Raw genomic sequence first — 22,912 nt, 5'->3', positions numbered from 1 at the left:
TTCCCCGGGTTTGCCCCGGGGTAATATTTTTAACACGGACATCTGCCGGGGGAGCCAGGCTTAGTAGGAAAACGCGCGTCGACGCAATAACGATAAAATTCACGGGCGGTCATCGGTGTTTTCTCTGGGTGCATGCGCTGCATATGCTGCAAGTAGGTCTGGTAGTCACGCACGCCAACCATCAGCCGAAAGCTTTGCATTAGCCGGCTTAACAGCAGGCGCCAGCCTGTCTGCGGCTTAATGTCTGCTGCATTAAGCGGCGTGAACGTTTTAAACCGACCAGGCGTAGCAGGTCGCACCCATGCTTTCGCTGCATTAAACATGATTCGCCTCATTACGCAGCGCCGGCACGGTTTCGTGGGTGGTGGCGGTTTTGCTGGCTAAGGCTTTGCGGATCACAAATACCGCTGCTATCAGCATGGTAACGGCAACCAGCATGAAAAAACCGCACAGGGCGGCGTTGATTTGGTTGCTTATCACGATGGTGTGCATGTCCGCCATGGTTTTTGCTGGTGCAATAACCATGTCATTGTCGATGCCACGGGCAAATTTATTCGCCTGGGCAAGAAAACCGACGGCGGGCTTAGCGTCGAATATTTTCTGCCAGCCAGCCGTCATGGAGGTAATAAACAACCAGACTGTCGGCAGCACGGTAACCCATGCGTAGCGCTGTTTTTTCATCTTAAACAGGACGACGGTGCCGAGGATCAGCGCCATTGAGGCCAGCATCTGGTTACCGATGCCAAACAGCGGCCACAGGGTGTTAATACCGCCCAGCGGGTCGATGACCCCCTGATAAACAAAGAAACCCCAGCCGGCAACTGCAACGGCAGTACCCGCGATGTTCCCCGCCCATGAGCGGTTATTGGCCAGCGAAGGCACCACCACGTCAACCAAGTCTTGCACCATAAAGCGACAGGCGCGGGTTCCGGCGTCAACGGCGGTGAGTATAAACAGCGCCTCAAACAGGATGGCAAAATGATACCAGAACGCCATCATCGCCCGGCTGTTTACCACCTCGGTGATGATATGCGCCATGCCGACGGCGAAGGTTGGTGCGCCGCCCGCGCGCGAAAGTATTGAGGTCTCGCCAACATCATGGGCAATTTGCGTCAGGGTTTCCGGCGTCAGAACAAAACCCCAGCTGTTAATCACCTGCGCGGCGTTTTCAACTGTCGTGCCAATCACCGCCGCCGGGGCGTTAAGGGCAAAATAGACGCCGGGATCGATAACCGAAGCACAAATCAGTGCCATGATCGCCACGAATGACTCCATCAGCATGGCGCCATAGCCAATAACGCGCATATGACTTTCCCGTTCAACCAGCTTTGGCGTGGTGCCGCTGGAAACCAGCGCATGGAAGCCGGAAATCGAGCCGCAGGCAATAGTTATAAACAGGAACGGAAACAGATTACCGGCAAACACCGGCCCGCTACCGTCAATAAATTTAGTGACGGCGGGCATTTTCAGATCAGGCATGGCGATAACAATACTCACTGCCAGCCCGAGAATAACGCCGATTTTAAGGAAGGTTGACAGGTAATCGCGCGGCGCCAGCAGCAGCCAGACAGGCAGCACTGAGGCAACGAATCCGTAAATCACCAGAACCCAGGTCAGGGTGGTGCCCTTCAGGGTAAAGAACGGTCCCCAGAATGGGTCCTGAGCGACCGTGCCGCCATAAACGATCGCGGCCATCATCAGCACAAAGCCGATAATCGATACCTCCAGAATGCGACCCGGGCGGATAAAGCGCATATAGATGCCCATCAGCAGGGCGATAGGAAGGGTGGCGGCAATAGTAAACAGTCCCCATGGACTGTTAGACAGCGCCTTCACTACCACCAGAGCCAGCGCCGACAAAATGATTATCATGACGCCAAAAGCGCCCAGCATGGTAACCACCCCGGCAAAAGGGCCCAGCTCCTGACGCGCCATTTCACCAAGTGAACGGCCATCGCGGCGGGTGGAAATAAACAGAATGAGAAAATCCTGCACGGCGCCGGCAAATACCACGCCGACCAGGATCCAGATAGTGCCAGGTAAAAAACCCATCTGTGCCGCCAGAACCGGACCAACCAGCGGCCCGGCGCCGGCGATGGCAGCAAAATGATGGCCGAACAGCACCCATTTATTGGTCGGAACATAATCAAGCCCGTCGTTATAGCGTTCGGCGGGCGTCAGGCGGTTATCATTTAATTCAAAAATACGTCGCGAAATAAACAGGCTGTAAAAACGGTATGCAATGCAGTAACAGGCAACGGCGGTGACTACCAGCCAGAGCGCGTTGACATGCTCACCGCGCTTCAGCGCCAGCATCGCAAAGGCAGCGGCGCCGATTAACGCCACCGCGATCCAGATCAAGCCGGACTTGACGTTCTTCATTACTTCACTCCTTGTCATCCCACTGATGACGCATCAGAAAGGTTTATGGCAAATTAAAAGTAATGTAATTATTTGTTAGCGGTGGTATTTGCTGAGGAATTTGTGAATTAACAGGCGTTTTTAATCGTGATGGCAGGGTGAGGCCGTTGCAGCCTCACCCTGAGTGCTATGCCGCCGGGCGGGCGACAATGCTGCGGGTTTCCATGCGCACTTCGGCGATGGTGATCGCGATGACGTCCGACACGCGCCAGTTAACCTGGCCCTTGATTTCGACAGTGCCGTTTTCCTGGCTGCAAACCAGTTCATCACGGACCGCGTGCAGGAAGGGCGCAGGGATAAAGGCCACCGCGCCGTTGTCCAGCAGGCGGATACGCATACCGCCGCGTGAAACGTCGATAATCTCCGCGCTGAAGCGTTTATCGGTTCCGGCCGAGCTTTGCAGGAAACGGGCGTACAGCCAGTCGCCGACATCGCGCTCGGCCATGCGATTGAGGCGCCGGCGCTCGCTCATCTTCTGAGTGATTTCCGCCGCCGGGCGTTGGCCCTGTTCACCGCGGATAATCGCTTTCAGCAGGCGGTGGTTAAGCATGTCGCCATATTTGCGGATCGGCGACGTCCAGGTGGCGTAAGCCTCCAGGCCAAGGCCAAAGTGCGGGCCGGGTTCGCTGCTGATCTCGGCGAAGGACTGGAAGCGGCGGATGCGGTTGTCGAGGAACTGCGTAGGCAGCCGGTCCAGCTCTCTGCGCAGCGTGCGAAAACCTTCAAGGGTGACAATGGCTTGCGGGTCAGCGCTGACGCCGTGATTAGCCAGCACGGCACTGGCCTGTTCGGCGTTGGCGGCATCGAAACCGAGGTGGACGTTGTAAACGCCAAAGCCCAGCCGATCACGTAATACCGTCGCCGCGCAGATGTTTGCGGCGATCATTGCTTCTTCTACCATGCGATTGGCGCTACGGCGCTGTTCGGTGACGATATCCAGCACCTCACCTTGTTCACCCAACAGGAAGCGGTAATCCGGACGATCTTTAAATACCAGCGCGTGCGTCTGGCGCCATTCGCTGCGGGCGAGGCTAACGCGGTGCAGCAGGCGGATCTGGTTGGCTATTGCGTCGCCTGGCGGCTGCCAGCTGCCGCTATTTTCCAGCCAGTCAGAAACGTCGTCATAGGCCAGCTTCGCTTTAGATTCGATCCAGGCGCCAAAGAAATGAATGTCATCCCTCAGCGTGCCGTCTTTGGCGACGGTGACGCGGCAAACCAGCGCAGGACGACGCTCGTCAGGACGCAGCGAACACCAGTCATCTGAAAGCTGGCGCGGCAGCATAGGGATATTAAAGCCCGGCAGGTAGTTGGTAAACGCGCGCTCAGCCGCAATGCGGTCCAGTTTGCTATCGGCGGCAACCCAGGCGGTCGGATCGGCAATGGCGATAGTCAGCTGCAGCTCGCCATCGGGCATCTCTGCCACATACAGCGCATCATCCATATCGACGGTGCTGGCGCTATCAATGGTAATAAAGTCGAGGGCGGTTAAATCGTCGCGCTGCATTGGCTCGTCGAGCATCTCTGTCGCAACCTCAGCCGGGGCTTCGCGCTCCAGATTGTGGCGTGACAGGGTCACCCACCACGGCGCCAGATGATCGTCGCCAAAGGTGATATATTCGGTCAGCTCGGCATAAAAACCGCGGTCGCCTTTCAGCGGATGACGACGCATCTCGGCAACGGCCCAGTCTCCGGCCTTAAATTCATGGTTGAGGTCACGCGCCGGGCGGCAGGAAATAGCATCTTTCAGCAGCGGATGGTCCGGAACGATTGACAGGCGGTCGTCTTTTTTCTGCACCCGACCCACAAAGCGATTAAGAAACGGCTCTACCAGGGTTTCCGGGTCGGCGATTTCACGGTCTTTATCGGTTTGCAGGATGGCCACCACGCGATCGCCGTGCATCACTTTTTTCATAAACGGCGGTGGGATGAAGTAACTTTTCTGTGAGTCTACTTCGAGAAAGCCAAAGCCTTTTTCCGTGCCTTTCACTACCCCTTCAACGCGCGGTGTCTGGGAGTGAAGCTTCTCTTTAAGCTGCGCGAGCAGCGGATTATCCTGGAACATAATTTAAACAGTTTTAGTGGCCTAAGAGCGGTTGACAGTTTTACGCGAATAGCGCGCAGGCGGCAAGGTTAATATTGACTGGGTCAGGATGATGGCAACGGCATGGCATCGCCGTAAAGCCCGTGCGCTAAACGCACGGGCGGATAGAACAATCAGGCAATACGCAGCGTGTTACTGCTGTAGGAACGGGTAATTTTTACCGGCACGGATTTGGAGGTTGGCGTACCGCTGCCATCGCCAAAGCTGCTCAGCGGAACCAGCGGATTAGTTTCCGGATAATACGCGGCCAGGTTGCCGCGAGGTATGGCATAGGGGACCAGCTTGAATCCTTCTACCCGGCGGGTGATACCGTCATTCCACAAGGTTTCAATATCGACGTTTTCGCCCGCTTGCAGTCCCATCTCAGCCATATCATCAGGGTGAATAAACAGCACCTCGCGCTGTCCGTAAACGCCACGATAGCGATCGTCAAGACCATAAATAGTGGTGTTGTACTGATCGTGCGAGCGCAGGGTTTGCAGCGTAAAAGGCACTTCACTGGCGTCAATGGCCGGAAACAGCGAAACGGGCAGGGTTGCGGCGCTAAAATTGGCCTTGCCGTTATCGGTATTAAAGCGGTATTGCGCGGCGGCATTTCCCAGCCAGAAACCGCCGGGCTGCTCGCATTTTTGATTGAAATCTGCAAAGCCGGGGATGGTGGCGGCAATGTGATCGCGAATCAGGTTGTAATCAGCGGCTAATGCCAGCCAGTCAACCTTATCGTTGCCTAAGGTTGCCTGCGCGATGCCCGCAACGATGGCGGTTTCCGAGCGCTGAGTACTGGTCAGCGGTTTACCCACGCCCTGCGATGCATGAACCATACTAAATGAGTCTTCAACGGTAACAAACTGAGCGCCCCTGGCCTGGATATCTTCTTCAGTACGCCCGATTGTCGGTAAAATCAGCGCCTCATTTCCCGGCACCAGATGAGTGCGGTTGAGTTTGGTGCTGATCTGGACCGTCAATCCGCAGCGTTGCAGCGCCATTTCAGTTCGCGGGCTGTCAGGGGCGGCAGCGGCCAGGTTGCCACCCAGGGCAATCAGCACCTTGATTTCGTCACGCAGCATGGCCTGTAGCGCCTGTACGGTGTTATGACCGGCTGCACGCGGCGGCGTAAAATCAAAATGGGCCGCCATGCTATCCAGAAAAGCCTGAGATGGCTTTTCATCAATCCCCATCGTACGGTTACCCTGCACATTACTGTGTCCGCGCACCGGACACAGGCCGGCACCCGGCTTGCCAAGCTGGCCGAATAGCAGCTGGAGATTAGCGATTTCCCGCACGGTATCAACCGAGTGCTTATGCTGAGTGATCCCCATCGCCCAGGTACAAATCACCCGTTCAGCCTGCTGATAAATAGCGGCGGCCTGACGCAGTTGAGGCTCGCTAAGCCCGGATTGGCGGGTAATGGTTTGCCAGTCGGTTGCGTCCACCGCGGTCAGGTAGTCTTCCATTCCGTGAGTATGTTCAGCAATGAAGGCATCCGCGAAAATACCGGCTTCACCAGCATTGATACGCTGACGATGGGTTTCCAGCAGGGCTTTGACCATGCCACGTATCGCTGCCATATCACCGCCAAGATTGGGCTGGTAATAGGTTGAACTGATCGCGCCTGATTTCGGTGTCAGAAGTTCCACCGGGTTCTGTGGATCGGCAAAGCGCTCCAGGCCGCGTTCGCGCAGGGTGTTAAAAGTAACAATGCGCGCACCGCGATCGGCAGCATGGCGCAGGCTGTGCAACATCCTTGGGTGATTGGTGCCGGGATTCTGACCAAATACAAAGATGGCGTCCGCCTGCTCAAAATCATGCAGCAGGATAGTGCCCTTGCCGACGCCGATGCTGCGCTTTAAACCGGTGCCGCTGGCTTCATGGCACATATTGGAGCAGTCAGGAAAGTTATTGGTGCCGGCCATGCGGCCGAACAGCTGATACAGCCATGAGGCTTCGTTGCTCGCGCGCCCGGAGGTATAAAGCTCCATCTGATCCGGATTGTCCATTGCCCGGATATGACGGGCGATCAGCTCGAATGCTTCATCCCATCCGATCGGCTCATAATGATCGGTCGCGCGGTTATAGCGCAGCGGTTCGGTGATCCGCCCCTGATATTCGAGAAAATAGTCACTTTGCTGATACAGCTGGGTCACGCTGTAACGCTTAAAAAAAGCGGCATCAATATAGCGACGCGTGGCTTCCCAGGTCACCGCCTTGGCGCCGTTTTCACAAAAGCTGAAGGTGCTTTTATTGTCATCGCCCCAGGCACAGCCGGGGCAGTCGAAGCCTTTCGCTTTGTTTACGCGCATCAGATTGCGCAAATTTTTAATCACCTGCTTGCTGTCAAACACGAAGCGGGTGGTGGCTTCCAGTGAACCCCAGCCGCCTGCGGCTGACTGGTAGGGTTTGATCTGCGATTTGAATTTCATAATAAGCGGCAAAACTGTTGGCTGTTTGTTAATAGTATATGACTTGCTGGTTTTGCCAGTGTGATTACAGGTAAATAAATTGTCTAATTGATTGAACGTATTGAGCGATAGGTCTGGTTTATCGTGGTGGGTAAATTAATGTGAGCTGGCGCAAATAATGGCTGTTTTTAGTCCTTGTAGAGTTAACATTTGGTTTTTATTTCGTCAGTAGCGGTCTGCGCCGGGGCGTAAACATCGGCCGGTGAGTATTGCTTTTTTAACATTTATCCCGGCGACGCATCGGCAATATTCAGACCGCTTTATTAACGTTTCAGGCCGGCTCGTCGCCCGCCTTGTCTTTAATATATGACCTTAGCGCGTCGCGCATCGCCTGATTGTCGTCTTCTTCCAGCCCAAGGGCTTCATATTCCTGTGCCATATGAATAATGACTTCGTCGTACTTGCCCTTGAAGCTGATATTATTCAGGGCCACCTGCTGCTGCATTAATTCCCTGAGCACCCGGGTTTCGATTTTTAACTGGTGAATTGTCTCTTCCAACTGCTTGATGCGCTGCGCGTCAGACATAAAACCTCCTGTCAAAAAAAACGATAGCGTGATGATATGACGTACTAATACGGTTACCTGAAACGCCTGTGCGTTTTAACTCGCTGCAATTTGACAAAAAAACAGTGCTAAATCGAGAGCTTCAGGCGTTCTTCAGAATAATCCTGGGATAAGGTTACCTTTGCTGATGAAAATCTCGCGCTGGACTGAGAGCAGGCAACTATCAGCATAAGGGGGTAGGCAGGATAGCGGGGCAGAACTTACTTAAGTTAGCTGGTGGCGTAGGGTTCCTCTGTTATAGTTCAGTCGGACAGCCTGATTTTGGGAAAGGTAAACAAAATAGACATTAAGCAATTAATATACCTGTGCAATCTTGAGCGCGAGCGCCACTTTGGCCGCGCCGCCGAGGCCAGCTTCGTCAGCCAGCCAACCTTATCAATGCGGTTGAAAAACCTTGAGCGTGAGCTGGGCGTTCCGCTCATCAACCGCAGCAATAATTTTGCTGGCTTCACCGCCGAGGGAGAGCGCGTGCTGGATTGGGCGCGTGAGATAGTCTCGGTTTATCAGGGTCTGAAGCTGGAGGTGGAGTCGCTTAAGCATGGCGTCAACGGGACGTTACGCATTGGCGTGGTTCCACAATGTAGCCTTGCGCTGGCCGCGCTGCTTAAAAGCGTTAACCAGCAGTTTCCCCAGCTGGATTACCGCGTGGCGGTGCTGAGCGCCGACCAGTTACTGGAAGCGCTGCTGAGCCATACGATTGATGTTGGCATCGGTTTTTTTGAGCTGGCAACGCTGAGTGGCCTGCAGTTTCAGGCCCAGCCGCTGATAGATCGCGGCGTTGAGCTGATTTTTAATCCGGACTTTTTTGCGCAATATAGCCAGCTCCCGCATCTGTCACTCACGGCGCTGGCGACTGTGCCCCTGTGTCTTGCCGAGCCGACGCGTTATTTTCGTCGCTATCTGGACGCGCAGTTCCGCGATGCGGGCGTGACGCCGCGGGTGGTGCTGGAAAGTAGTTCGATCTTTCAGCTGATGCAGGCGGTACACTGCGGGCTTGGCTGCGCATTATCGCCAGTCGGGCATTTATTGCCGGGAATGATGCCCTCACTGCACGCCGTGCCGCTCGACATTTCGCCAATGGCGCGCTATGGTGCCGTGGCGATTGCCGGACCGGGGCGCGCCACACCGCTGGCGCAACGCTTTTTTGACGCCGCTCGCGCGGCGATTATTGCGGCGACAGCGAACCCAGCGTCTGCAACAGGCGGTTTTGCCAGTTAGCGATAGCTATCTGTTGAATGAGCTGCCAGATTTGTTGCAATGACATTGTTTGCTGTAATGGCTGCAAATGGGCGGCGCTGAGACGATCCGGCGTTCGCGTCAGCCAGGCGGCGAGGTTAATCACCGCCCGTTCTTCGGCATTAAAGGCGGCGGCAGGCAAATCATCAATTCCGGCCTGTAATATTTCCCGCCGTCGCGGATCGGAATATTGTTGCAGGCACCAGCCGCTGCCGTTAATCGATGCGCAGACGGCCTGAGCCAGCGGGCTGATGTCGTCTGTCAGCCGCTGCAGCTTACTCATCGCCAGTAAAACCTTTTCGTCCTGTACCAGCAGATTCAGCGCGCCCGTGGGAAAATGCTGCCGGGCGCATTGGGTGACAATGTCACTTTGTCTGTCTGAGAGATAGCTGGTTTGCGGGTAGTGTAAGCGCGGCTGCCAGATATCGCCTTCTTTCACCGCCACAGAAGGGGCATCCGGGCTAATATTCTGACCGGGCAGCCAGCGCACGGGCTGCCCGCTAAGGGCGTGGATGCCGGCGACAATGCGCGCCTGATAGCAGACATAGCCAATCAGCTGGTGGAAGGTGATAATATCGGGCAGCGTCAGACCAGCCTCTTCAAGGCGTTGCAGCGCCATGGCATCGAGCCTCGAAGGCTGGCTGCTCATCAGCCTGGCATATTCGGTTATCTGCGTCAGTCGCCGGTTACTTTCGCGCGAGGAGTCCGGTCCGGGCAGCGGATTGAGCCTGGCGGCGTAATGATTGCACAGGCGCTGAATACCGGTAACCTGCGCGACCGTTAATGCGCTACTCAGACGATCATAAAGCGTCAGAGTATTCAGACGGTTGGTGGTTACCTGCGCCGGGAAAAGTTGCTGATAAAGTTCCCTGGCGGTTTGCAGCATGGGGCGCTGTGTATCTATGAACTGTTGTAGCTGGGGGCTGGCCTTATCCGCAGCGCCCAGAAGAAAGGGATCGGCCGCAACGGCGGCTTCCGGCACTAATGGCGGCGTGTCAGCGCGTCCGGTGGCAAGCGTTTCGTGGTACCAGTGATTGTTGCCGGACAAACGGCGTGATTCCATGGGGAAAGTCCTTGTGATCGGCGCAGGCAGAGCGGAGTCTGGCGGCGGCAGAATGCAATCTCAGGACTATCCTCGCCTGGCCTGGCGGTCAGACAAAATAATCTTCAGCACTAATTAATAGCAGGAGGCTATAACGACATGGCAAAGCAGGAAGGGAGAGGGTGAGACCGAAGTCCCACCCGGGAAGCTTATTTCAGCTCCAGCTCATTCATTGCGGCAATGCTAAAGCCGCCATCGACATGAACGACCTCACCGGTAATACCGCCAGCAAGGTCGGAACACAGGAAGGCGGCAGAGTTGCCGACGTCTTCGATAGTAACGGTACGACGAATCGGGGTCACCGCTTCGCAGTGGGCCAGCATTTTACGGAAATCCTTGATGCCGGAAGCGGCCAGGGTACGGATCGGGCCGGCTGAAACGGCGTTGACGCGCACGCCTTCCGGTCCCATCGCGTTTGCCATATAGCGCACGTTGGCTTCCAGCGAGGCTTTTGCCAGGCCCATCACGTTATAGTTAGGAATCGCGCGCTCTGCGCCGAGATAAGAAAGCGTCAGCAGAGCAGAATTGGGGTTGAGCAGCTGACGGCACTCTTTGGCCATCGCAACGAAGCTGTAGGCGCTGATATCGTGCGCGATTTTAAAGCCTTCGCGGGTCACGGCGTTAACATAGTCGCCATCCAGCTGATCGCCGGGCGCGAAGCCGATGGAGTGTACGAAGCCGTCAAATTTGGGCCAGGTTTTTGCCAGTTCAGTAAACAGCGATTTGATACTTTCATCTTCGGCGACATCGCACGGCAGAACGATGTCAGAGCCGAGATCTTTGGCAAACTCTTCCACGCGCGATTTCAGCTTGTCGTTCTGATAGGTGAAAGCCAGCTCTGCGCCCTGTTTGTGCATTGCCTGCGCAATACCATAGGCAATGGAAAGTTTGCTGGCAACGCCAGTAATCAGAATGCGTTTACCGGAAAGAAAACCCATAGCTGTAATCCTTATAAGTCATTGTTGTAGCGGTCGCGACAACCATTGAAAGTGCGACCGGCGTTAATCGACCCGGCGATTCTAGCACAACTCGTTTCCCGACGTTAATCCGACCACGCAGCGTGCTGAAATAATCACCTGATTCAGTCAGTTAGCGGTCTTTACGCCAGGCCTCAGCGGTTAGCGCTTCGCCGAAGTGGCTGGTAATCAGACGCTTAGTCTGTTCATGCAGCGGCGCGGAGAGCACATCGGCGGTTCCGCCGCGCTCAACCACCGCGCCCTGATGCATAACGATCACCTGATCGCTGATGTGCTTCATCATGCCCAGATGCTGCGTCACGTAGATATAGGCAATCCCATGCTTTTCCTGTAGCTCCAGCATCAGATTAACCAGCTGAGAACGCATGGACATATCCAGCGATGCCAGCGCTTCATCGGCAACAATCACCTTTGGCTGCAAAATCAGCGCGCGCGCCAGACCGATACGCTGCTTCTGGCCGGGGGCTAGCATATGCAGATAATAGGCCGCGTGATCGCGCAGCAGTCCGACCTGGCGCAGGGTAGCGATAATCCGCTTCTGCCGCTCCTCCGGCGTCAGGTCGGTATTCAGGCGCAGCGGAAACTCCAGAATCTGGCTGATGCGCTGGCGCGGATTAAGTGAGGTGCTGGGATCCTGAAAAATCATGCGAATACGCTGGCTGCGATAGCCATAATCGCCAAAGGCCAGCGGATGATCGTCAATCACAATGTCACCCTCGCTGGGGGCTATCATGCCGCTAAGCATTTTCGCCAGGGTGGATTTGCCTGAGCCGTTTTCACCGATGATCGCCAGCGTCTGGCGCTCGCGCAGGGTGAAACTGACGCTTTTAACCGCTTCAACGTGCTGACGACGGAACAGACCGGTGCGATAGCGGTAGGTTTTACTCAGGTTACGCACCTCCAGCAGCGTTTCGACCATTTACGGTGCCTCCATATTCAGCGGAAAGTGGCAGGCGAATAAATGGTTTTTCGCGCCGGTCAGCCTGGGCGCTTCAATACACTTTTTCTGTGCATAAGGGCAGCGGGGGCCGAGACGACAGCCTATCGGCAGGCTTTCCAGCGAGGGGATAGCGCCGGGCAACGTATTGAGGCGGCTTTTATGGGGCAGCGAGCGACCAAAATCAGGCATCGCGCGGATCAGCGCCTGAGTATAGGGGTGATGGGGTGCGGTAATTAAATCCTCGCTGCCCGCGGTTTCCACCGTCTGGCCGCAATACATGACGTTAATACGATCGGCCCAATGGCTCATGGTTTGCAGATCGTGACTGATAAGCAGGATGGTGGTGTTGTTATTCTGATTCAATCGCGAAAGCAGGCGGAATATCTGCGCCTGGGTGGTCGGCTCCATGGCGTTTGTGGGTTCGTCAGCAATCAACAGGCGCGGCTGATTTGCCAGCGCAATCGCGATCATTACCTTCTGACACTCGCCTTCGGTCAGCTCATAAGGGAAGCTGCCCATAATATCTTTGTGGTCCTTAATACCTACCCGGTGCAGCAGCTCAATGGCGCGACGGTGGCGCCAGCGAAAACGCTCGCTCAGGCGCCCGCGAAAGGTTGAAGCGGGGATCGCCTGCACCAGCTGCCGTCCGACACTCTCAGACGGGTCGAGGCAGGATTGCGGCTCCTGAAAAATCATTGAGACGTTCTGGCCCACCAGCTTACGACGTTCACGAGCCGTAAGATGCAGCAGGTCGATGTCATCAAAACGCATACGGTCGGCGGTGACGCGCCAGTTTTCCCGTGTTACCCCGCAGATGGCTTTGGCTATCAGGCTTTTACCTGAGCCGGATTCGCCGACCAGCCCGCGGATTTCCCCTTCAGCAAGGCTGAAACTGACGCGATCGACGGCTTTTACCGGGCCGTTGGCGGTCATAAATTCTATGGTCAGGTTACGTATATCCAGTAATGGCATTATTCTACCCCCGCAATAATGGCGCGTCGGATGCCTTCACCCAGCAGGTTTACGATCAGGACGCTAATCATAATCGCAGCGCCGGGCAGCATAACGGTCCAGGGCGCAACATAAATCAGTTCCAGCGAGTCGCCCATCATTGCGCCCCATTCAGGCGAGGGCAGCTGGGCGCCAAGATCGAGAAAGCCCAGCGCGGCAATATCCAGAATGACCATTGATAATCCGCGCGTAAACTCCGATACCAACAGCGGGGCGATATTAGGCAGTATGGCATAGCGCAGGATGCTCAGGTTGCGAGCGCCATCGAGTCGGGCAGCCACCACGTACTCTTTTTCCATTTCATCATGTACCGCGCTATAAATCTCTCTCACCAGCCGCGGCAGAACCGCTAGAAATACCGCCAGCAGCGCATGGTCGAGTCCCGGTCCCATGAAGGCAACGACGATAATGGCCAGCAGCAGCGAAGGAATCGATAAAAAAGTATCCAGCACGTGGTTAAGTATCGCCGAGCGCAATCCGTGGGTTATGCCAGCGAAAATACCAAGCAGCGTGGCAAACAGCGATGCAAGCAGCGTAATGATGATGGCGGAACCGACCGTCGGCGCCGCGCCTCTCAGCAGGCGGCTGAGAACATCGCGCCCCAGATCGTCGGTGCCGAGGAAAAAAGAAACGTCGCCATAATGTGACCAGGAGGGCGGCAATAGCTGAAAGCCAAGAAATTGCTGATCAATGCCGTAAGGCGCCAGCAGGCTGCCAAACAGACATAAAAATAGCAGGCCGATAAAAGCATAAAAACCAATCATCGCGGTGGTATCGCGATAAAACAGTCGCCATGTGTGACGCAGCGGGCTGGGCAGCCGTTTCTCTGCGTAGATATTATCGGAGGGCATACCACTCCTTGTGCTTCAGCGGATTCATCATCGCTCCAAGAATATCAGCCAGTACGTTGACGCTGATCACCAGGCCGCCCACCACCATCACGCCGGCAGAAATGGCAGCATAATCCTGCTGGCGAATCGCGTCGATCAGCCAGCGTCCCATTCCCGGCCAGCTAAACACCACTTCTGTGATCATCGCTAGCGTCAGCATGGTGGAAAATTGCAGTCCAAGGCGCGGAATAATCGGCGGCAGCGCATTATGCAATACATGACGCCGGATAACGGTAAAACGCGACAGGCCGCGAATAGCCGCCGCCTTAATGTAATTCTGCTCCATGACTTCACGGGTTGAAATGCGCATCAGGCGCGTGACTTCGGTAGTGGGCGCAACGGATAGCGTGATAACCGGCAACACCAGGTGGCGAAGGGCGCTGATGATGATTTCATGGCGCCACTGCGGCGGATTAAGAAAGGCGTCTATCAATCCAAACCCGGTGATATTTTCCACCGGATAGAGCAGATCGAAGCGGCCGGAAACGGGCAGCCAGCCGAGAGTCAGCGAGAAAAACAAGGTCAGCAACAGTGCCAGCCAGAATACCGGCAGCGAGAAGCCCAGCAGTGCCAGGGCGCTAATCAGCTTATCCTGCCACCGGTTACGCAAAACGCCCGCGCAGATGCCGAGCGGGATACCGGTTAGCAGCGCCAGAGTAAACGCCAGAATACATAGCTCCAGCGTGGCGGGAAATACTTCGCGCAGCTGCAGGTTAATCGAGATGCCGTTAATGCTGGATACGCCGAAATCAAAGTGCATTATGCCTTCAAACCAGAAGCGCCAGGCGTCAAACAGCGAGGCGCCTTGCAGCGGCGCATGCGGGGTAAAATAGCTCAGGCTGAAGCCGACCAGCGAGAGAAAAAACAGGGTAATAAGCCAGAGCAGCAGCCGTCTGAGAGTATAAATTATCATGGTTTTTTCTCGTCTGAATCGCGATGAACTCCGGCAAATGAGGCATTGCCAAAAGGACTTAACACCAGCCCCTGGATATCATATCTGTACGCCTGCAGACGCAGCGAGGAAGCCAGCGGCAGTACCGGCAGCTGGCTTGAAAGAATTTTTTGCGCCTGATCGTAAGCCTCTATGCGCGTTGCCAACTGCTGAGAACGCACCGCCTTTTGCAACAGCGCGTCAAAGCTGGGGTCGCACCAGTGCGCCAGGTTGGTTTGCGAACCTATCGCATCGCAGCTCAATAACGGGCGGAAGAAGCTGTCCGGATCGTTACTGTCCGTCGCCCAGCCGCTGAGGGTGAGATCGTGATTCATCTCCATCAGACGGGCCTCCTGAAAACGGCCCTCCAGCGGGTGGATAGTCACCTGCACGCCGACCTGCGCCAGGTCAGACTGAATCAGCTCGGCGGTTTTCAGCGGGCTGGGGTTCCAGGACTGAGAAGATGATGGCACCCAAAGCGACAGATGCAAATTTTTGATGCCCAGCGCCTGTAAATCCTTTCTCGCTTTGTCCGGATCGTAGGCGGTAACCTGCGCTTTGCTGTCAAACGCCCAGGAAGCGCGGGGTAGAATCGAGGCGGCAGTTTCTGCGGTGCCGTAATAAACCGAGGCGATCAGGCGTTGATTATTGATAGCCAGCGCCAGCGCCTGGCGTACTTCCGGACGATCGAGCGGCGCTTTGTTGGTATTAAACGCCAGATAGGCAATATTCATCCCGGGGCGCAGTGTCAGCCGCAGGCGCGGATCGTCACGCAGAATCGATAGCTGGCTGGCAGCCGGATACGCCAGCACGTCGCATTCACCGGTTAACAATTTAGAGAGCCGCCCGGTTCCGCCCGCGCCAAGGTCGATAACCACTTGCGACATGCGCGGTTTCCCTTTCCAGTAAGACGGGTTGCGCTCGAGGCGAATAAACTGCCCAGCCTGATACTGCTGCAGCTGAAACGGGCCGGTACCGACCGGTTTACGATCCAGCTGTTCCTGACGGTCCGCAAGGGTCAGCTTCGCGGCATATTCGGCGGAAAGAATCGGTGCGTAATGGGTTGCCATATGCCAGAGAAAAGAGGCATCAGGCTTTTCAAGGCGAATTTCAACGGTGTAACGGTCCAGCTTGCGAATGCTTTTCACCGCATCGGCATACTGCAGGCTGTCAAAATAGGGGTAGCGTCCGCCGCTGACGTTATGCCAGGGGGATTGGCGATTGAAAATGCGTTCAAAGCTGAATACCACATCATCGGCGTCCATTTGACGCGTTGGGGTAAACCAGGGGGTGCTTTGAAAAGAGACGCCGCGGCGCAAATGAAAAATATAGCTGGCGCCGTTATCGCTCACTTCCCAGCTTTGGGCCAGCTCCGGCATCAGACGGTAAGTATAAGGATCAACCCCCAGCAGGCGGTCATAGATCTGTGCGGCGACCGTATCGACCACCACACCTCCTGACGCTAACTGAGGGTTAAAGGTATTAACTACGCCATTAACGCAGTAAACAAAGCCGGTCTGGCGGATATCGTGACTTTCTGCTGCCCGTACCGGACTGGCGAACAGCAGCGGCAGGGATAGCAGCGTCAGAAGAAATGTGCGCATAGGATTTCAGTAAATTCAGGCAATTTGTTCAGTGTACCGTACTCTGAGCCTGCGCCCCAAATTTGGTGCAGGGTAAATAGTAAAAGCGGTAATTTTTAACCTGGCAAAACTAAAAATGCGTCAAACAGATTAACAATACTCGCAACAAGGGTGTGGAAATGAGAAAAATTCTCAATAAAGCGCTTTACAAGTGATAACGAGAATGATTACTATTACTTCGCGCTTCAACGGTGGCTCTACCGAAGAAGAGCACGACATTGCTCACATTGCTTCCAGTATTTTTTCAGCCCACCTTGAGTGGGCTTTTTTTTATCCGCTTTACCCGGATAGCCCCGGCGGGAAATCATACGCGTACGCAAAAACGCGTCCAGACTGTTGGGAAATCGCTACCCACAGCCCTGAGCGAGAGGGGCTGGCAAAGACCGAGGTAAAATCATGGTGGATACGATCTCCTGTACGTTAATTTTTCTTCCCGCCAGCGAGCGGCCAACGCTGGATATGGCGGGCATGCCGGCTTTAATTCTGACTCATGGACAAAAATGGTATGAGGGCCGCGTTCGCGAGGTTCAACTGCCTGATGACGGGCTGCGGGCAACTATTTTTTCGAGTGCAGGCCAGCGGCTTGAGCCGGGCGTGCATTACGTTGCCTGGTCGCTGTTGCCGGAGGTCAACGAGATTAAAACCCGGTTTGTCAGCGCATGTCGGCAAAACTCGCCGCAAGAGGGCTCTGCGGCGAATTGTTCCCATACCTACCGCAGCGCAGGCGGGAATAGCGCAATCAACGTCGCCATTAACTCAATCATTAAGCTACCGGTAAGATTATAATGCTCCGCTCTTTATCGCGGCGGTAACCGGTGATGTTTTGTTCCGCCGTCATCGCGACGACGGAACAAGGGGTCAGGCCGCTGCGCGGCTAAACTTTTGCCGCAGGCTGATGCGAAGTAGTTCAATCATGTTTTTCCGGCGACGCATTCAGAACTTATTTGTTCTCATGCGCCTGGCGATACAACGACCATTCCTCGACTACCTTGCCTGATGGCAGGACACAATTTCCTGTCACGCCTGTATCGGTGTTAACCAATACGCTTTTACCGCCGATCTGCTCGCAGTAAACCGAGGCAGGGTTGGGCATGCCAATGGGCTTAGGCGGCTCCTGATGTTTGGCTGCGCATGCAGTGACGCTTAGCGTTGCTAGCAAAATAACTATTTTTTTCATCATGATTCAACGGTTATAAAAGTGACGGGAAGCCGTAGCGTCTTAGCGGTAAGCCAGAGTATTAAGCTACGACCAGTTATTAATCAGCCCGCTACGGACGGACGAACCTGGCGGTTTAATATTGCGCCCGGGCAATGCAAGCTCTGTGGTTAATTGTGGCCTCATCAGCCCAGGGTATCCAGCAGATTCTCAGCAACCGTGTATCGCTGGATTAATCTTTATCCGCTGAAGCGTTGACTTCAATATAATGTTTTTTCATCATCGCTCTCAATTGGTGATACGTCAGGCCAAGTAGATCGGCGGTAGCGCGCTGATTATAGCGTGCGGCTTCAAGGGCCTTGCTTAACAGCTGAGCTTCACAATCGTTTTGCCAGCGCCGCAGATCGAGGGGCAGAGCAGGCAGCGCGCTTTCCTGCGTTGCAGTCGGCGCCGCGGTAATATCTTCAGGCGCGGCAAAGGGATTGATCACGATATTATCCAGCGGTTCTTCACTACTGTTATGGCGATACACTGAGCGTTCCACGGCGTTTTTAAGTTCACGAATATTTCCCGGCCAGGGATAGCTCAGCAGGGTTTCAATCGCCAGCGGCGTGAAACCCGCAAATAGTGGCAATTCAAGTTCGCGACACATCTGGATGGCAAACTGCTCGGCCAGCAGCAGAATATCGGAATGACGCAGGCGCAGCGGCGGCAGCTGTACGACATCAAATGCCAGTCGGTCCAGCAGGTCGGCGCGAAATCGACCCTGCTGCGCCAGCGCAGGCAGGTCATCGTTTGTCGCGCAAACCAGCCTTACGCTGACCTGCAGGGGCTGGCTGCCGCCAACCCTTTCAAGCTGACCGTATTCGATAACCCGCAACAGTTTTTCCTGCACCAGCATCGGCGCGGTAGCCAGTTCATCAAGAAACAGCGTGCCGCCGTCCGCGCGCTCAAAGCGGCCCTGGTGGCGCTTCTGCGCGCCGGTGAAAGCCCCGGCCTCATGGCCGAATAACTCCGAGTCCAGCAGGTTTTCATTCAGCGCAGCGCAATTCAGGGAAATGAAGGGGCCCTGCCAGCGGGGAGAAAGGAAATGCAGGCGTCGGGCGATTAGCTCCTTACCGGTGCCGCGTTCGCCGATTACCAGCACGGGCTTATCCAGCCTGGCTATTTTTGAAACCTGCTCCAGCACTTCCAGAAACAGGTTTGATTCGCCGAGTAAAGCATCCGTATGTTCTGACATGATGAAAATCACCAGGTAGTTAGCTTTTTACACCACGTTAAACGTTATCCTTGCCGATGTAAATTATAAAAGTTGTTTATTATCATGATGATAAAAATTGGCACGATATTTGTATTAAAACCTGCACATACACTTCCATCGTGATGAGGATGAACAAATGGGAATTTTTTCGCGCTTCGCTGACATAGTTAACGCCAATATCAACTCGCTGCTGGATAAAGCGGAGGACCCGCAAAAGCTGGTACGACTGATGATTCAGGAAATGGAAGACACGCTGGTGGAAGTTCGTTCGAATTCCGCGCGCGCGCTGGCCGAGAAAAAACAGCTGCTGCGCCGTATCGACCAGGCAGAGGCACAGATTGGCGAATGGCAAGAAAAAGCCGAGCTGGCTTTGCGTAAAGACAAAGACGATCTGGCGCGGGCAGCGCTGATTGAAAAGCAGAAGCTAACCGATCTTTCGGCTACGCTGCGTGACGAGGTCTCGCAGGTTGAAGAGACGCTGGCACGGATGAAAACCGAAGTTGGCGAGCTGGAAAATAAGCTGACTGAAACCCGTGCCCGGCAACAGGCGCTGACTCTGCGTCACCAGGCCGCGGCATCTTCGCGTGACGTACGTCGTCAGCTCGACAACAATAAACTTAATGATGCGATGGCGCGTTTTGAATCGTTTGAACGCCGCATCGATCAGATGGAAGCGGAAGCAGAAAGCCACAGCTTCGGCAAAAGCAAAAATCTTGATCAGCAATTCGCCGATCTGAAAGCAGACGATGAAATCAGCCAGCAGCTGGCATCGTTGAAAGCGCGCATCAATAGCCGCGATGCAGAATAGTATTTTATACGGCGCGAGGCCTGGCTTTGCCGGGTCGCTTTTATCAGGTCAAGGAGAGTGAATGAGCGCATTATTTTTAGCCATACCGCTAACCATATTTGTGCTGTTTGTAGCGCCAGTATGGCTATGGCTGCATTACAGTAACCGCCAGAACAGCGGGGAACCCAGCGCCTCTGAAGCACAGCGTTTGCAGCAGCTAACTCAGCAGGCCCAGCGCATGAGCGATCGTATTCAGGCGCTGGAGGAAATTCTGGATGCTGAGCATCCTAACTGGAGGCAGTCATAATGTTTCAGGGTCGTAAACTTTACCGCATACCGGAAGAAGGAAAAGTTAAAGGCGTCTGCGCCGGTATTGCGCACTATCTGGATATTCCGGTTACGCTGCTGCGCGTGATTACCGTGCTGTCGCTGTTTTTCGGCTTATTCGCTTTTACCGTTGTGCTTTATATCATACTCAGCTTTGTGCTGGACCCGCTTGCACCGGAGGACGCCAATGCCGCCATGCCGCTAAACCGGCAGCAATTGCTGGATGAAGCTGACAGTATTTTGCGTCAGGGAGAGGGACGCCTGCGCGACGTGGAGCGTTACGTTACCTCCGAAACCTTTTCCACCCGCAGTCGTTTTCGCCAGTTATAATTAACGGCACCGGTGAAAGCTGGCGTCGGACAAGGGGATATAATGAGCAAAGTTTATTCACTCCATCAGGCGATACGCCGTTCGTCGCCGACGTTGAAGCGCGCCGGAAAATTTATCATTATTAATGCCATTGCCGCCGCGCCTGGCGGTATTGCCGGCTGGGCGGTTAAGTCGGTAACCCGTAAGCCACTGCGTCTGCTGCTGGCTTTGACGTTGGAACCGTTACTGAGCCGCCTCATGTCCGGGGTGGGCAAACGGTTTATCAGGGAGAAAGATGAAACGACTGCAAGACGAACTAATTTCACTGATTAACCGTGGCACTGACCGCCACCTGCGGCTGGCGGTAACCGGCCTTAGCCGCAGCGGTAAAACTGCCTTTATTACTTCGTTGGTCAATCAGCTTCTCAGCCTCAATGCGGGCGCCCGTTTACCCCTGTTTTCAGCCGCGCGTGAAGGGCGTCTGCTGGGGGTTAAGCGTGTACCCCAGCGTGATTTTGGTATTCCGCGTTTTAGCTACGACCAGGGATTAGCGCAGCTCTATGGCGAGCCGCCGGCGTGGCCAACGCCAACCAGCGGAGTGAGTGAAGTTCGTCTGGCCCTGCGCTTTCGCTCGCGTGAGTCTCTGCTGTGCCATTTTCTTGATACCTCAACCCTTTATCTGGAGATTGTTGATTATCCCGGTGAATGGTTGCTGGATTTGCCGATGCTGGCGCAGGATTATCTCAGCTGGTCGCGACAAATGACGGGCCTGTTGCAGGGCGAGCGCGCCACTCTGGCGCAGGCGTGGCGTACCAGTTGCGCCTCCCTTGACCCGCTGGCGCCGGCCGATGAAAGCCAGCTGGCGCATATTGCTGCGCAATGGACTACCTATCTGCATCAGTGCAAACAGCAGGGGATGCATTTTATTCAGCCAGGGCGATTTGTTCTGCCTGGCGATATGGCCGGAGCGCCCGCACTGCAATTCTTCCCCTGGCCGCAGGCTGATGAATCCACCCAGACCCGCCTGATGCAGGCTGATGACAGCACCAATATTGGTATGCTGCGCGCCCGCTATCAGTATTACTGTCAGCAGGTGGTGAAAGGTTTCTACCGCAATCATTTTCTGCGTTTCGATCGCCAGATTGTGTTGGTTGACTGCCTGCAGCCGCTAAACAGCGGTCCGCAGGCTTTTAACGATATGCGTTTTGCGTTAACCCAACTGATGCAGAGCTTTTCATACGGGCAACGCACGCTGTTTCGCCGACTGTTTTCTCCGGTGATAGACAAGCTGCTGTTTGCCGCCACCAAAGCCGACCACGTAACGGCCGACCAGCACGCTAATCTGGTTTCATTACTTCAGCAGCTGGTGCAGGACGCCTGGCAGAATGCAGCCTTTGAAGGTATCAGCGTGGACTGCATGGGCCTGGCCGCCGTTCAGGCGACGCAGAGCGGGTTGGTTGAACTGCAGGGCGAAAAAATTCCCGCGCTGCGCGGCCACCGGTTAAGTGACGATGCGCCGCTGACGTTCTACCCCGGCGAAGTTCCCGCGCGCCTGCCCGGGCCGGACTTCTGGCAGCGGCAGGGATTTCAGTTTGAGCTGTTCAGGCCGCAGCGGTTTGACGTTGACAAGCCGCTGCCGCACATACGTATGGACGCTGTCATGGAGTTTTTACTGGGAGATAAGCTGCGATGAGTCATCAGCCACTGAAAGGGCGCATTGATTTTGCGCAGTCCCTGCAGGATGAAAAAGACAGCGTGTTGAAGCCGTCAAAGCATTTTGACTCCGGCTCCGAAAGCGATTTTATCGCCGTAGCGCAAAGCAGTGAGGCAATGGAGGAGGATGCCGGTGAGCGGGCTGTTGAAGCCGCTTTACGTCCGAAGCGTAGCCTTTGGCGGCGCCTCGTCGGATGCGGGCTGACGCTGTTTGCCGCCAGCGCGGTAGCCCAGGGCGTGAGCTGGGTTCATTCCGCCTGGCTGACCCGCGACTGGATTGAACTGGGCGCGGGCGCCGCAACCAGCCTGATTGTTATTGCCGGGGCGGGTTCGTTGATTATCGAATGGCGGCGGCTGTTTAAACTGCGTCAGCGCGCCCATGAGCGCGATATCGGCCGGGAGTTGCTGAACAGCCACGGCATGGGGCGCGGTCGGGAGTTTTGTGAAAAGCTTGCGCGCCAGGCCGGACTGAACGAAAGTCACCCGGCTTTGCAGCGCTGGCATGCCTCCCTGCATGAAACCCATAACGATCGGGAAATTGTGGCGCTGTACGCTCGCCTGGTGCAGCCGGTTCTTGACAGGCAGGCGCGGCGCGAAATTAGCCGTTCAGCGGCAGAGTCGGCGCTGATGATTGCCGTGAGTCCGCTGGCGCTGGTTGATATGGCCTTTATCGCCTGGCGCAATATCCGCCTGGTTAATCGCCTTGCCGCGCTGTACGGCATCGAGCTTGGTTATTTCAGCCGCATCCGTTTGTTCCGACTGGTGCTGTTAAATATCGCTTTCGCCGGCGCCAGTGAGCTGGTGCGCGAAGTGGGGCTGGATTGGATGTCACAGGATTTGGCGGCACGCCTGTCGGCCAGAGCGGCGCAGGGCATCGGCGCCGGACTGCTTACCGCGCGACTGGGGATCAAAACCATGGAGCTTTGTCGTCCACTGCCCTGGCTGGAGGAAGATAAACCGAAGCTGGGAGACTTTCGCCGCGAGCTTATTGCTCAGCTAAAGGAATCGCTACAAAAACCGCCAGCAAAGCCCTGAGCGCTTGCCAGCCTGCCTTCAATCAATGCCGCTATTAAATCTCGGTTT

At 55.4% G+C, this 22,912-nt stretch carries 22 protein-coding genes; 8 read left to right on the top strand and 14 right to left on the bottom strand.

The window, feature by feature from the left end; all coding sequences use genetic code 11:
* Positions 1-29: 29 nt before the first annotated feature.
* From BTJ39_RS04300 to BTJ39_RS04280, 5 genes are all read right to left on the bottom strand, one after another.
* Complete coding sequence (locus BTJ39_RS04300) at positions 30-323, bottom strand: YbdD/YjiX family protein (protein WP_078001442.1); 294 nt, start codon at positions 321-323, stop codon at positions 30-32.
* Positions 316-2,382, bottom strand: coding sequence for a carbon starvation CstA family protein (locus BTJ39_RS04295; protein ID WP_078001441.1), 2,067 nt, complete (start codon positions 2,380-2,382; stop codon positions 316-318). The genes BTJ39_RS04300 and BTJ39_RS04295 overlap by 8 nt, the downstream gene beginning before the upstream one ends.
* A 166-nt stretch (positions 2,383-2,548) precedes the next feature.
* Complete coding sequence (locus BTJ39_RS04290; protein WP_078001440.1) at positions 2,549-4,483, bottom strand: exoribonuclease II; 1,935 nt, start codon at positions 4,481-4,483, stop codon at positions 2,549-2,551.
* A 152-nt stretch (positions 4,484-4,635) separates the two neighbouring features.
* Positions 4,636-6,942, bottom strand: a complete 2,307-nt coding sequence (locus tag BTJ39_RS04285; protein ID WP_078001745.1) for an FdhF/YdeP family oxidoreductase — start codon at positions 6,940-6,942, stop codon at positions 4,636-4,638.
* Between the two features lie 310 nt (positions 6,943-7,252).
* Positions 7,253-7,507 (bottom strand): hypothetical protein, encoded by a 255-nt coding sequence (locus BTJ39_RS04280; RefSeq protein ID WP_078001439.1) that lies wholly within the window; start codon positions 7,505-7,507, stop codon positions 7,253-7,255.
* A gap of 318 nt (positions 7,508-7,825) precedes the next feature.
* On the opposite strand from BTJ39_RS04280, the gene BTJ39_RS04275 reads away from it, so the two are divergent.
* Positions 7,826-8,764 carry a LysR family transcriptional regulator gene (locus BTJ39_RS04275; protein ID WP_078001744.1) on the top strand — a complete coding sequence of 313 codons (939 nt, stop codon included), beginning with the start codon at positions 7,826-7,828 and terminating at the stop codon, positions 8,762-8,764.
* On the opposite strand, the gene BTJ39_RS04270 is transcribed toward BTJ39_RS04275, so the two are convergent.
* The 7 genes from BTJ39_RS04270 to sapA all read right to left on the bottom strand — a co-directional run bounded on the left by BTJ39_RS04270 (position 8,712) and on the right by sapA (position 16,237).
* Positions 8,712-9,845, bottom strand: coding sequence for a carboxymuconolactone decarboxylase family protein (locus BTJ39_RS04270; protein WP_078001438.1), 1,134 nt, complete (start codon positions 9,843-9,845; stop codon positions 8,712-8,714). The genes BTJ39_RS04275 and BTJ39_RS04270 overlap by 53 nt on opposite strands.
* A gap of 188 nt (positions 9,846-10,033) precedes the next feature.
* Entirely contained in the window at positions 10,034-10,822 is a 789-nt protein-coding gene (gene fabI / locus BTJ39_RS04265; RefSeq protein ID WP_078001437.1) for an enoyl-ACP reductase FabI, read from the bottom strand.
* 151 nt (positions 10,823-10,973) lie between these two features.
* Complete coding sequence (sapF, locus tag BTJ39_RS04260) at positions 10,974-11,780, bottom strand: putrescine export ABC transporter ATP-binding protein SapF (protein ID WP_078001436.1); 807 nt, start codon at positions 11,778-11,780, stop codon at positions 10,974-10,976.
* Positions 11,781-12,773 (bottom strand): putrescine export ABC transporter ATP-binding protein SapD, encoded by a 993-nt coding sequence (gene sapD / locus BTJ39_RS04255; protein WP_078001435.1) that lies wholly within the window; start codon positions 12,771-12,773, stop codon positions 11,781-11,783.
* Positions 12,773-13,663: a putrescine export ABC transporter permease SapC gene (sapC, locus tag BTJ39_RS04250; protein ID WP_078001434.1), complete on the bottom strand. Its 891-nt coding sequence runs from the start codon at positions 13,661-13,663 to the stop codon at positions 12,773-12,775. The genes sapD and sapC overlap by 1 nt, the downstream gene beginning before the upstream one ends.
* Positions 13,650-14,615, bottom strand: coding sequence for a putrescine export ABC transporter permease SapB (gene sapB, locus BTJ39_RS04245; RefSeq protein WP_078001433.1), 966 nt, complete (start codon positions 14,613-14,615; stop codon positions 13,650-13,652). The genes sapC and sapB overlap by 14 nt, the downstream gene beginning before the upstream one ends.
* The gene (gene sapA, locus BTJ39_RS04240; RefSeq protein WP_078001432.1) at positions 14,612-16,237 is read right to left on the bottom strand and encodes an ABC transporter substrate-binding protein SapA; all 1,626 of its coding nucleotides are present in this window, start codon (positions 16,235-16,237) and stop codon (positions 14,612-14,614) included. The genes sapB and sapA overlap by 4 nt, the downstream gene beginning before the upstream one ends.
* A gap of 435 nt (positions 16,238-16,672) precedes the next feature.
* Between sapA and BTJ39_RS04235 the strand changes: the two genes are divergently transcribed.
* Entirely contained in the window at positions 16,673-17,062 is a 390-nt protein-coding gene (locus BTJ39_RS04235) for a hypothetical protein (protein WP_078001431.1), read from the top strand.
* A 154-nt stretch (positions 17,063-17,216) separates the two neighbouring features.
* On the opposite strand, the gene BTJ39_RS25085 is transcribed toward BTJ39_RS04235, so the two are convergent.
* The gene (locus BTJ39_RS25085) at positions 17,217-17,369 is read right to left on the bottom strand and encodes a putative hemolysin (protein WP_241825875.1); all 153 of its coding nucleotides are present in this window, start codon (positions 17,367-17,369) and stop codon (positions 17,217-17,219) included.
* Positions 17,370-17,664: 295 nt separating this feature from the next.
* Positions 17,665-18,672: a phage shock protein operon transcriptional activator gene (pspF, locus tag BTJ39_RS04225; protein ID WP_078001742.1), complete on the bottom strand. Its 1,008-nt coding sequence runs from the start codon at positions 18,670-18,672 to the stop codon at positions 17,665-17,667.
* A gap of 157 nt (positions 18,673-18,829) precedes the next feature.
* On the opposite strand from pspF, the gene pspA reads away from it, so the two are divergent.
* The 6 genes from pspA to BTJ39_RS04195 all read left to right on the top strand — a co-directional run bounded on the left by pspA (position 18,830) and on the right by BTJ39_RS04195 (position 22,864).
* Positions 18,830-19,501: a phage shock protein PspA gene (gene pspA / locus BTJ39_RS04220; RefSeq protein WP_078001430.1), complete on the top strand. Its 672-nt coding sequence runs from the start codon at positions 18,830-18,832 to the stop codon at positions 19,499-19,501.
* 61 nt (positions 19,502-19,562) lie between these two features.
* Positions 19,563-19,787 (top strand): envelope stress response membrane protein PspB, encoded by a 225-nt coding sequence (gene pspB / locus BTJ39_RS04215; RefSeq protein WP_078001429.1) that lies wholly within the window; start codon positions 19,563-19,565, stop codon positions 19,785-19,787.
* A complete protein-coding gene (gene pspC, locus BTJ39_RS04210; protein ID WP_078001428.1) occupies positions 19,787-20,137 on the top strand; it encodes an envelope stress response membrane protein PspC in 351 nt (116 codons plus the stop codon). Before pspB ends, pspC begins: the two co-directional genes overlap by 1 nt.
* Positions 20,138-20,179: 42 nt before the next feature.
* The gene (gene pspD / locus BTJ39_RS04205) at positions 20,180-20,449 is read left to right on the top strand and encodes a phage shock protein PspD (protein ID WP_078001427.1); all 270 of its coding nucleotides are present in this window, start codon (positions 20,180-20,182) and stop codon (positions 20,447-20,449) included.
* Positions 20,412-21,809: a YcjX family GTP-binding protein gene (locus tag BTJ39_RS04200; RefSeq protein ID WP_078001426.1), complete on the top strand. Its 1,398-nt coding sequence runs from the start codon at positions 20,412-20,414 to the stop codon at positions 21,807-21,809. The genes pspD and BTJ39_RS04200 overlap by 38 nt, the downstream gene beginning before the upstream one ends.
* The gene (locus BTJ39_RS04195; protein ID WP_078001425.1) at positions 21,806-22,864 is read left to right on the top strand and encodes a TIGR01620 family protein; all 1,059 of its coding nucleotides are present in this window, start codon (positions 21,806-21,808) and stop codon (positions 22,862-22,864) included. The genes BTJ39_RS04200 and BTJ39_RS04195 overlap by 4 nt, the downstream gene beginning before the upstream one ends.
* The last annotated feature ends 48 nt before the right edge of the window (positions 22,865-22,912 follow it).

This window comes from Izhakiella australiensis, assembly GCF_002006995.1.
Taxonomy (GTDB): Bacteria; Pseudomonadota; Gammaproteobacteria; order Enterobacterales; family Enterobacteriaceae; genus Izhakiella; species Izhakiella australiensis.
The sequence above is the reverse complement of the archived record's forward strand: the minus strand, read 5'-3'. Positions and strand labels throughout refer to the sequence as shown.

Coding starts and splice junctions, on each gene's coding strand:
- BTJ39_RS04300 (WP_078001442.1), bottom strand. CDS start 323: ATGTTTAATGCAGCGAAAGCATGGGTGCGACCTGCTACGCCTGGTCGG.
- BTJ39_RS04295 (WP_078001441.1), bottom strand. CDS start 2,382: ATGAAGAACGTCAAGTCCGGCTTGATCTGGATCGCGGTGGCGTTAATC.
- BTJ39_RS04290 (WP_078001440.1), bottom strand. CDS start 4,483: ATGTTCCAGGATAATCCGCTGCTCGCGCAGCTTAAAGAGAAGCTTCAC.
- BTJ39_RS04285 (WP_078001745.1), bottom strand. CDS start 6,942: ATGAAATTCAAATCGCAGATCAAACCCTACCAGTCAGCCGCAGGCGGC.
- BTJ39_RS04280 (WP_078001439.1), bottom strand. CDS start 7,507: ATGTCTGACGCGCAGCGCATCAAGCAGTTGGAAGAGACAATTCACCAG.
- BTJ39_RS04270 (WP_078001438.1), bottom strand. CDS start 9,845: ATGGAATCACGCCGTTTGTCCGGCAACAATCACTGGTACCACGAAACG.
- fabI (WP_078001437.1), bottom strand. CDS start 10,822: ATGGGTTTTCTTTCCGGTAAACGCATTCTGATTACTGGCGTTGCCAGC.
- sapF (WP_078001436.1), bottom strand. CDS start 11,780: ATGGTCGAAACGCTGCTGGAGGTGCGTAACCTGAGTAAAACCTACCGC.
- sapD (WP_078001435.1), bottom strand. CDS start 12,773: ATGCCATTACTGGATATACGTAACCTGACCATAGAATTTATGACCGCC.
- sapC (WP_078001434.1), bottom strand. CDS start 13,663: ATGCCCTCCGATAATATCTACGCAGAGAAACGGCTGCCCAGCCCGCTG.
- sapB (WP_078001433.1), bottom strand. CDS start 14,615: ATGATAATTTATACTCTCAGACGGCTGCTGCTCTGGCTTATTACCCTG.
- sapA (WP_078001432.1), bottom strand. CDS start 16,237: ATGCGCACATTTCTTCTGACGCTGCTATCCCTGCCGCTGCTGTTCGCC.
- BTJ39_RS04235 (WP_078001431.1), top strand. CDS start 16,673: ATGGTGGATACGATCTCCTGTACGTTAATTTTTCTTCCCGCCAGCGAG.
- BTJ39_RS25085 (WP_241825875.1), bottom strand. CDS start 17,369: ATGCCCAACCCTGCCTCGGTTTACTGCGAGCAGATCGGCGGTAAAAGC.
- pspF (WP_078001742.1), bottom strand. CDS start 18,672: ATGTCAGAACATACGGATGCTTTACTCGGCGAATCAAACCTGTTTCTG.
- pspA (WP_078001430.1), top strand. CDS start 18,830: ATGGGAATTTTTTCGCGCTTCGCTGACATAGTTAACGCCAATATCAAC.
- pspB (WP_078001429.1), top strand. CDS start 19,563: ATGAGCGCATTATTTTTAGCCATACCGCTAACCATATTTGTGCTGTTT.
- pspC (WP_078001428.1), top strand. CDS start 19,787: ATGTTTCAGGGTCGTAAACTTTACCGCATACCGGAAGAAGGAAAAGTT.
- pspD (WP_078001427.1), top strand. CDS start 20,180: ATGAGCAAAGTTTATTCACTCCATCAGGCGATACGCCGTTCGTCGCCG.
- BTJ39_RS04200 (WP_078001426.1), top strand. CDS start 20,412: ATGAAACGACTGCAAGACGAACTAATTTCACTGATTAACCGTGGCACT.
- BTJ39_RS04195 (WP_078001425.1), top strand. CDS start 21,806: ATGAGTCATCAGCCACTGAAAGGGCGCATTGATTTTGCGCAGTCCCTG.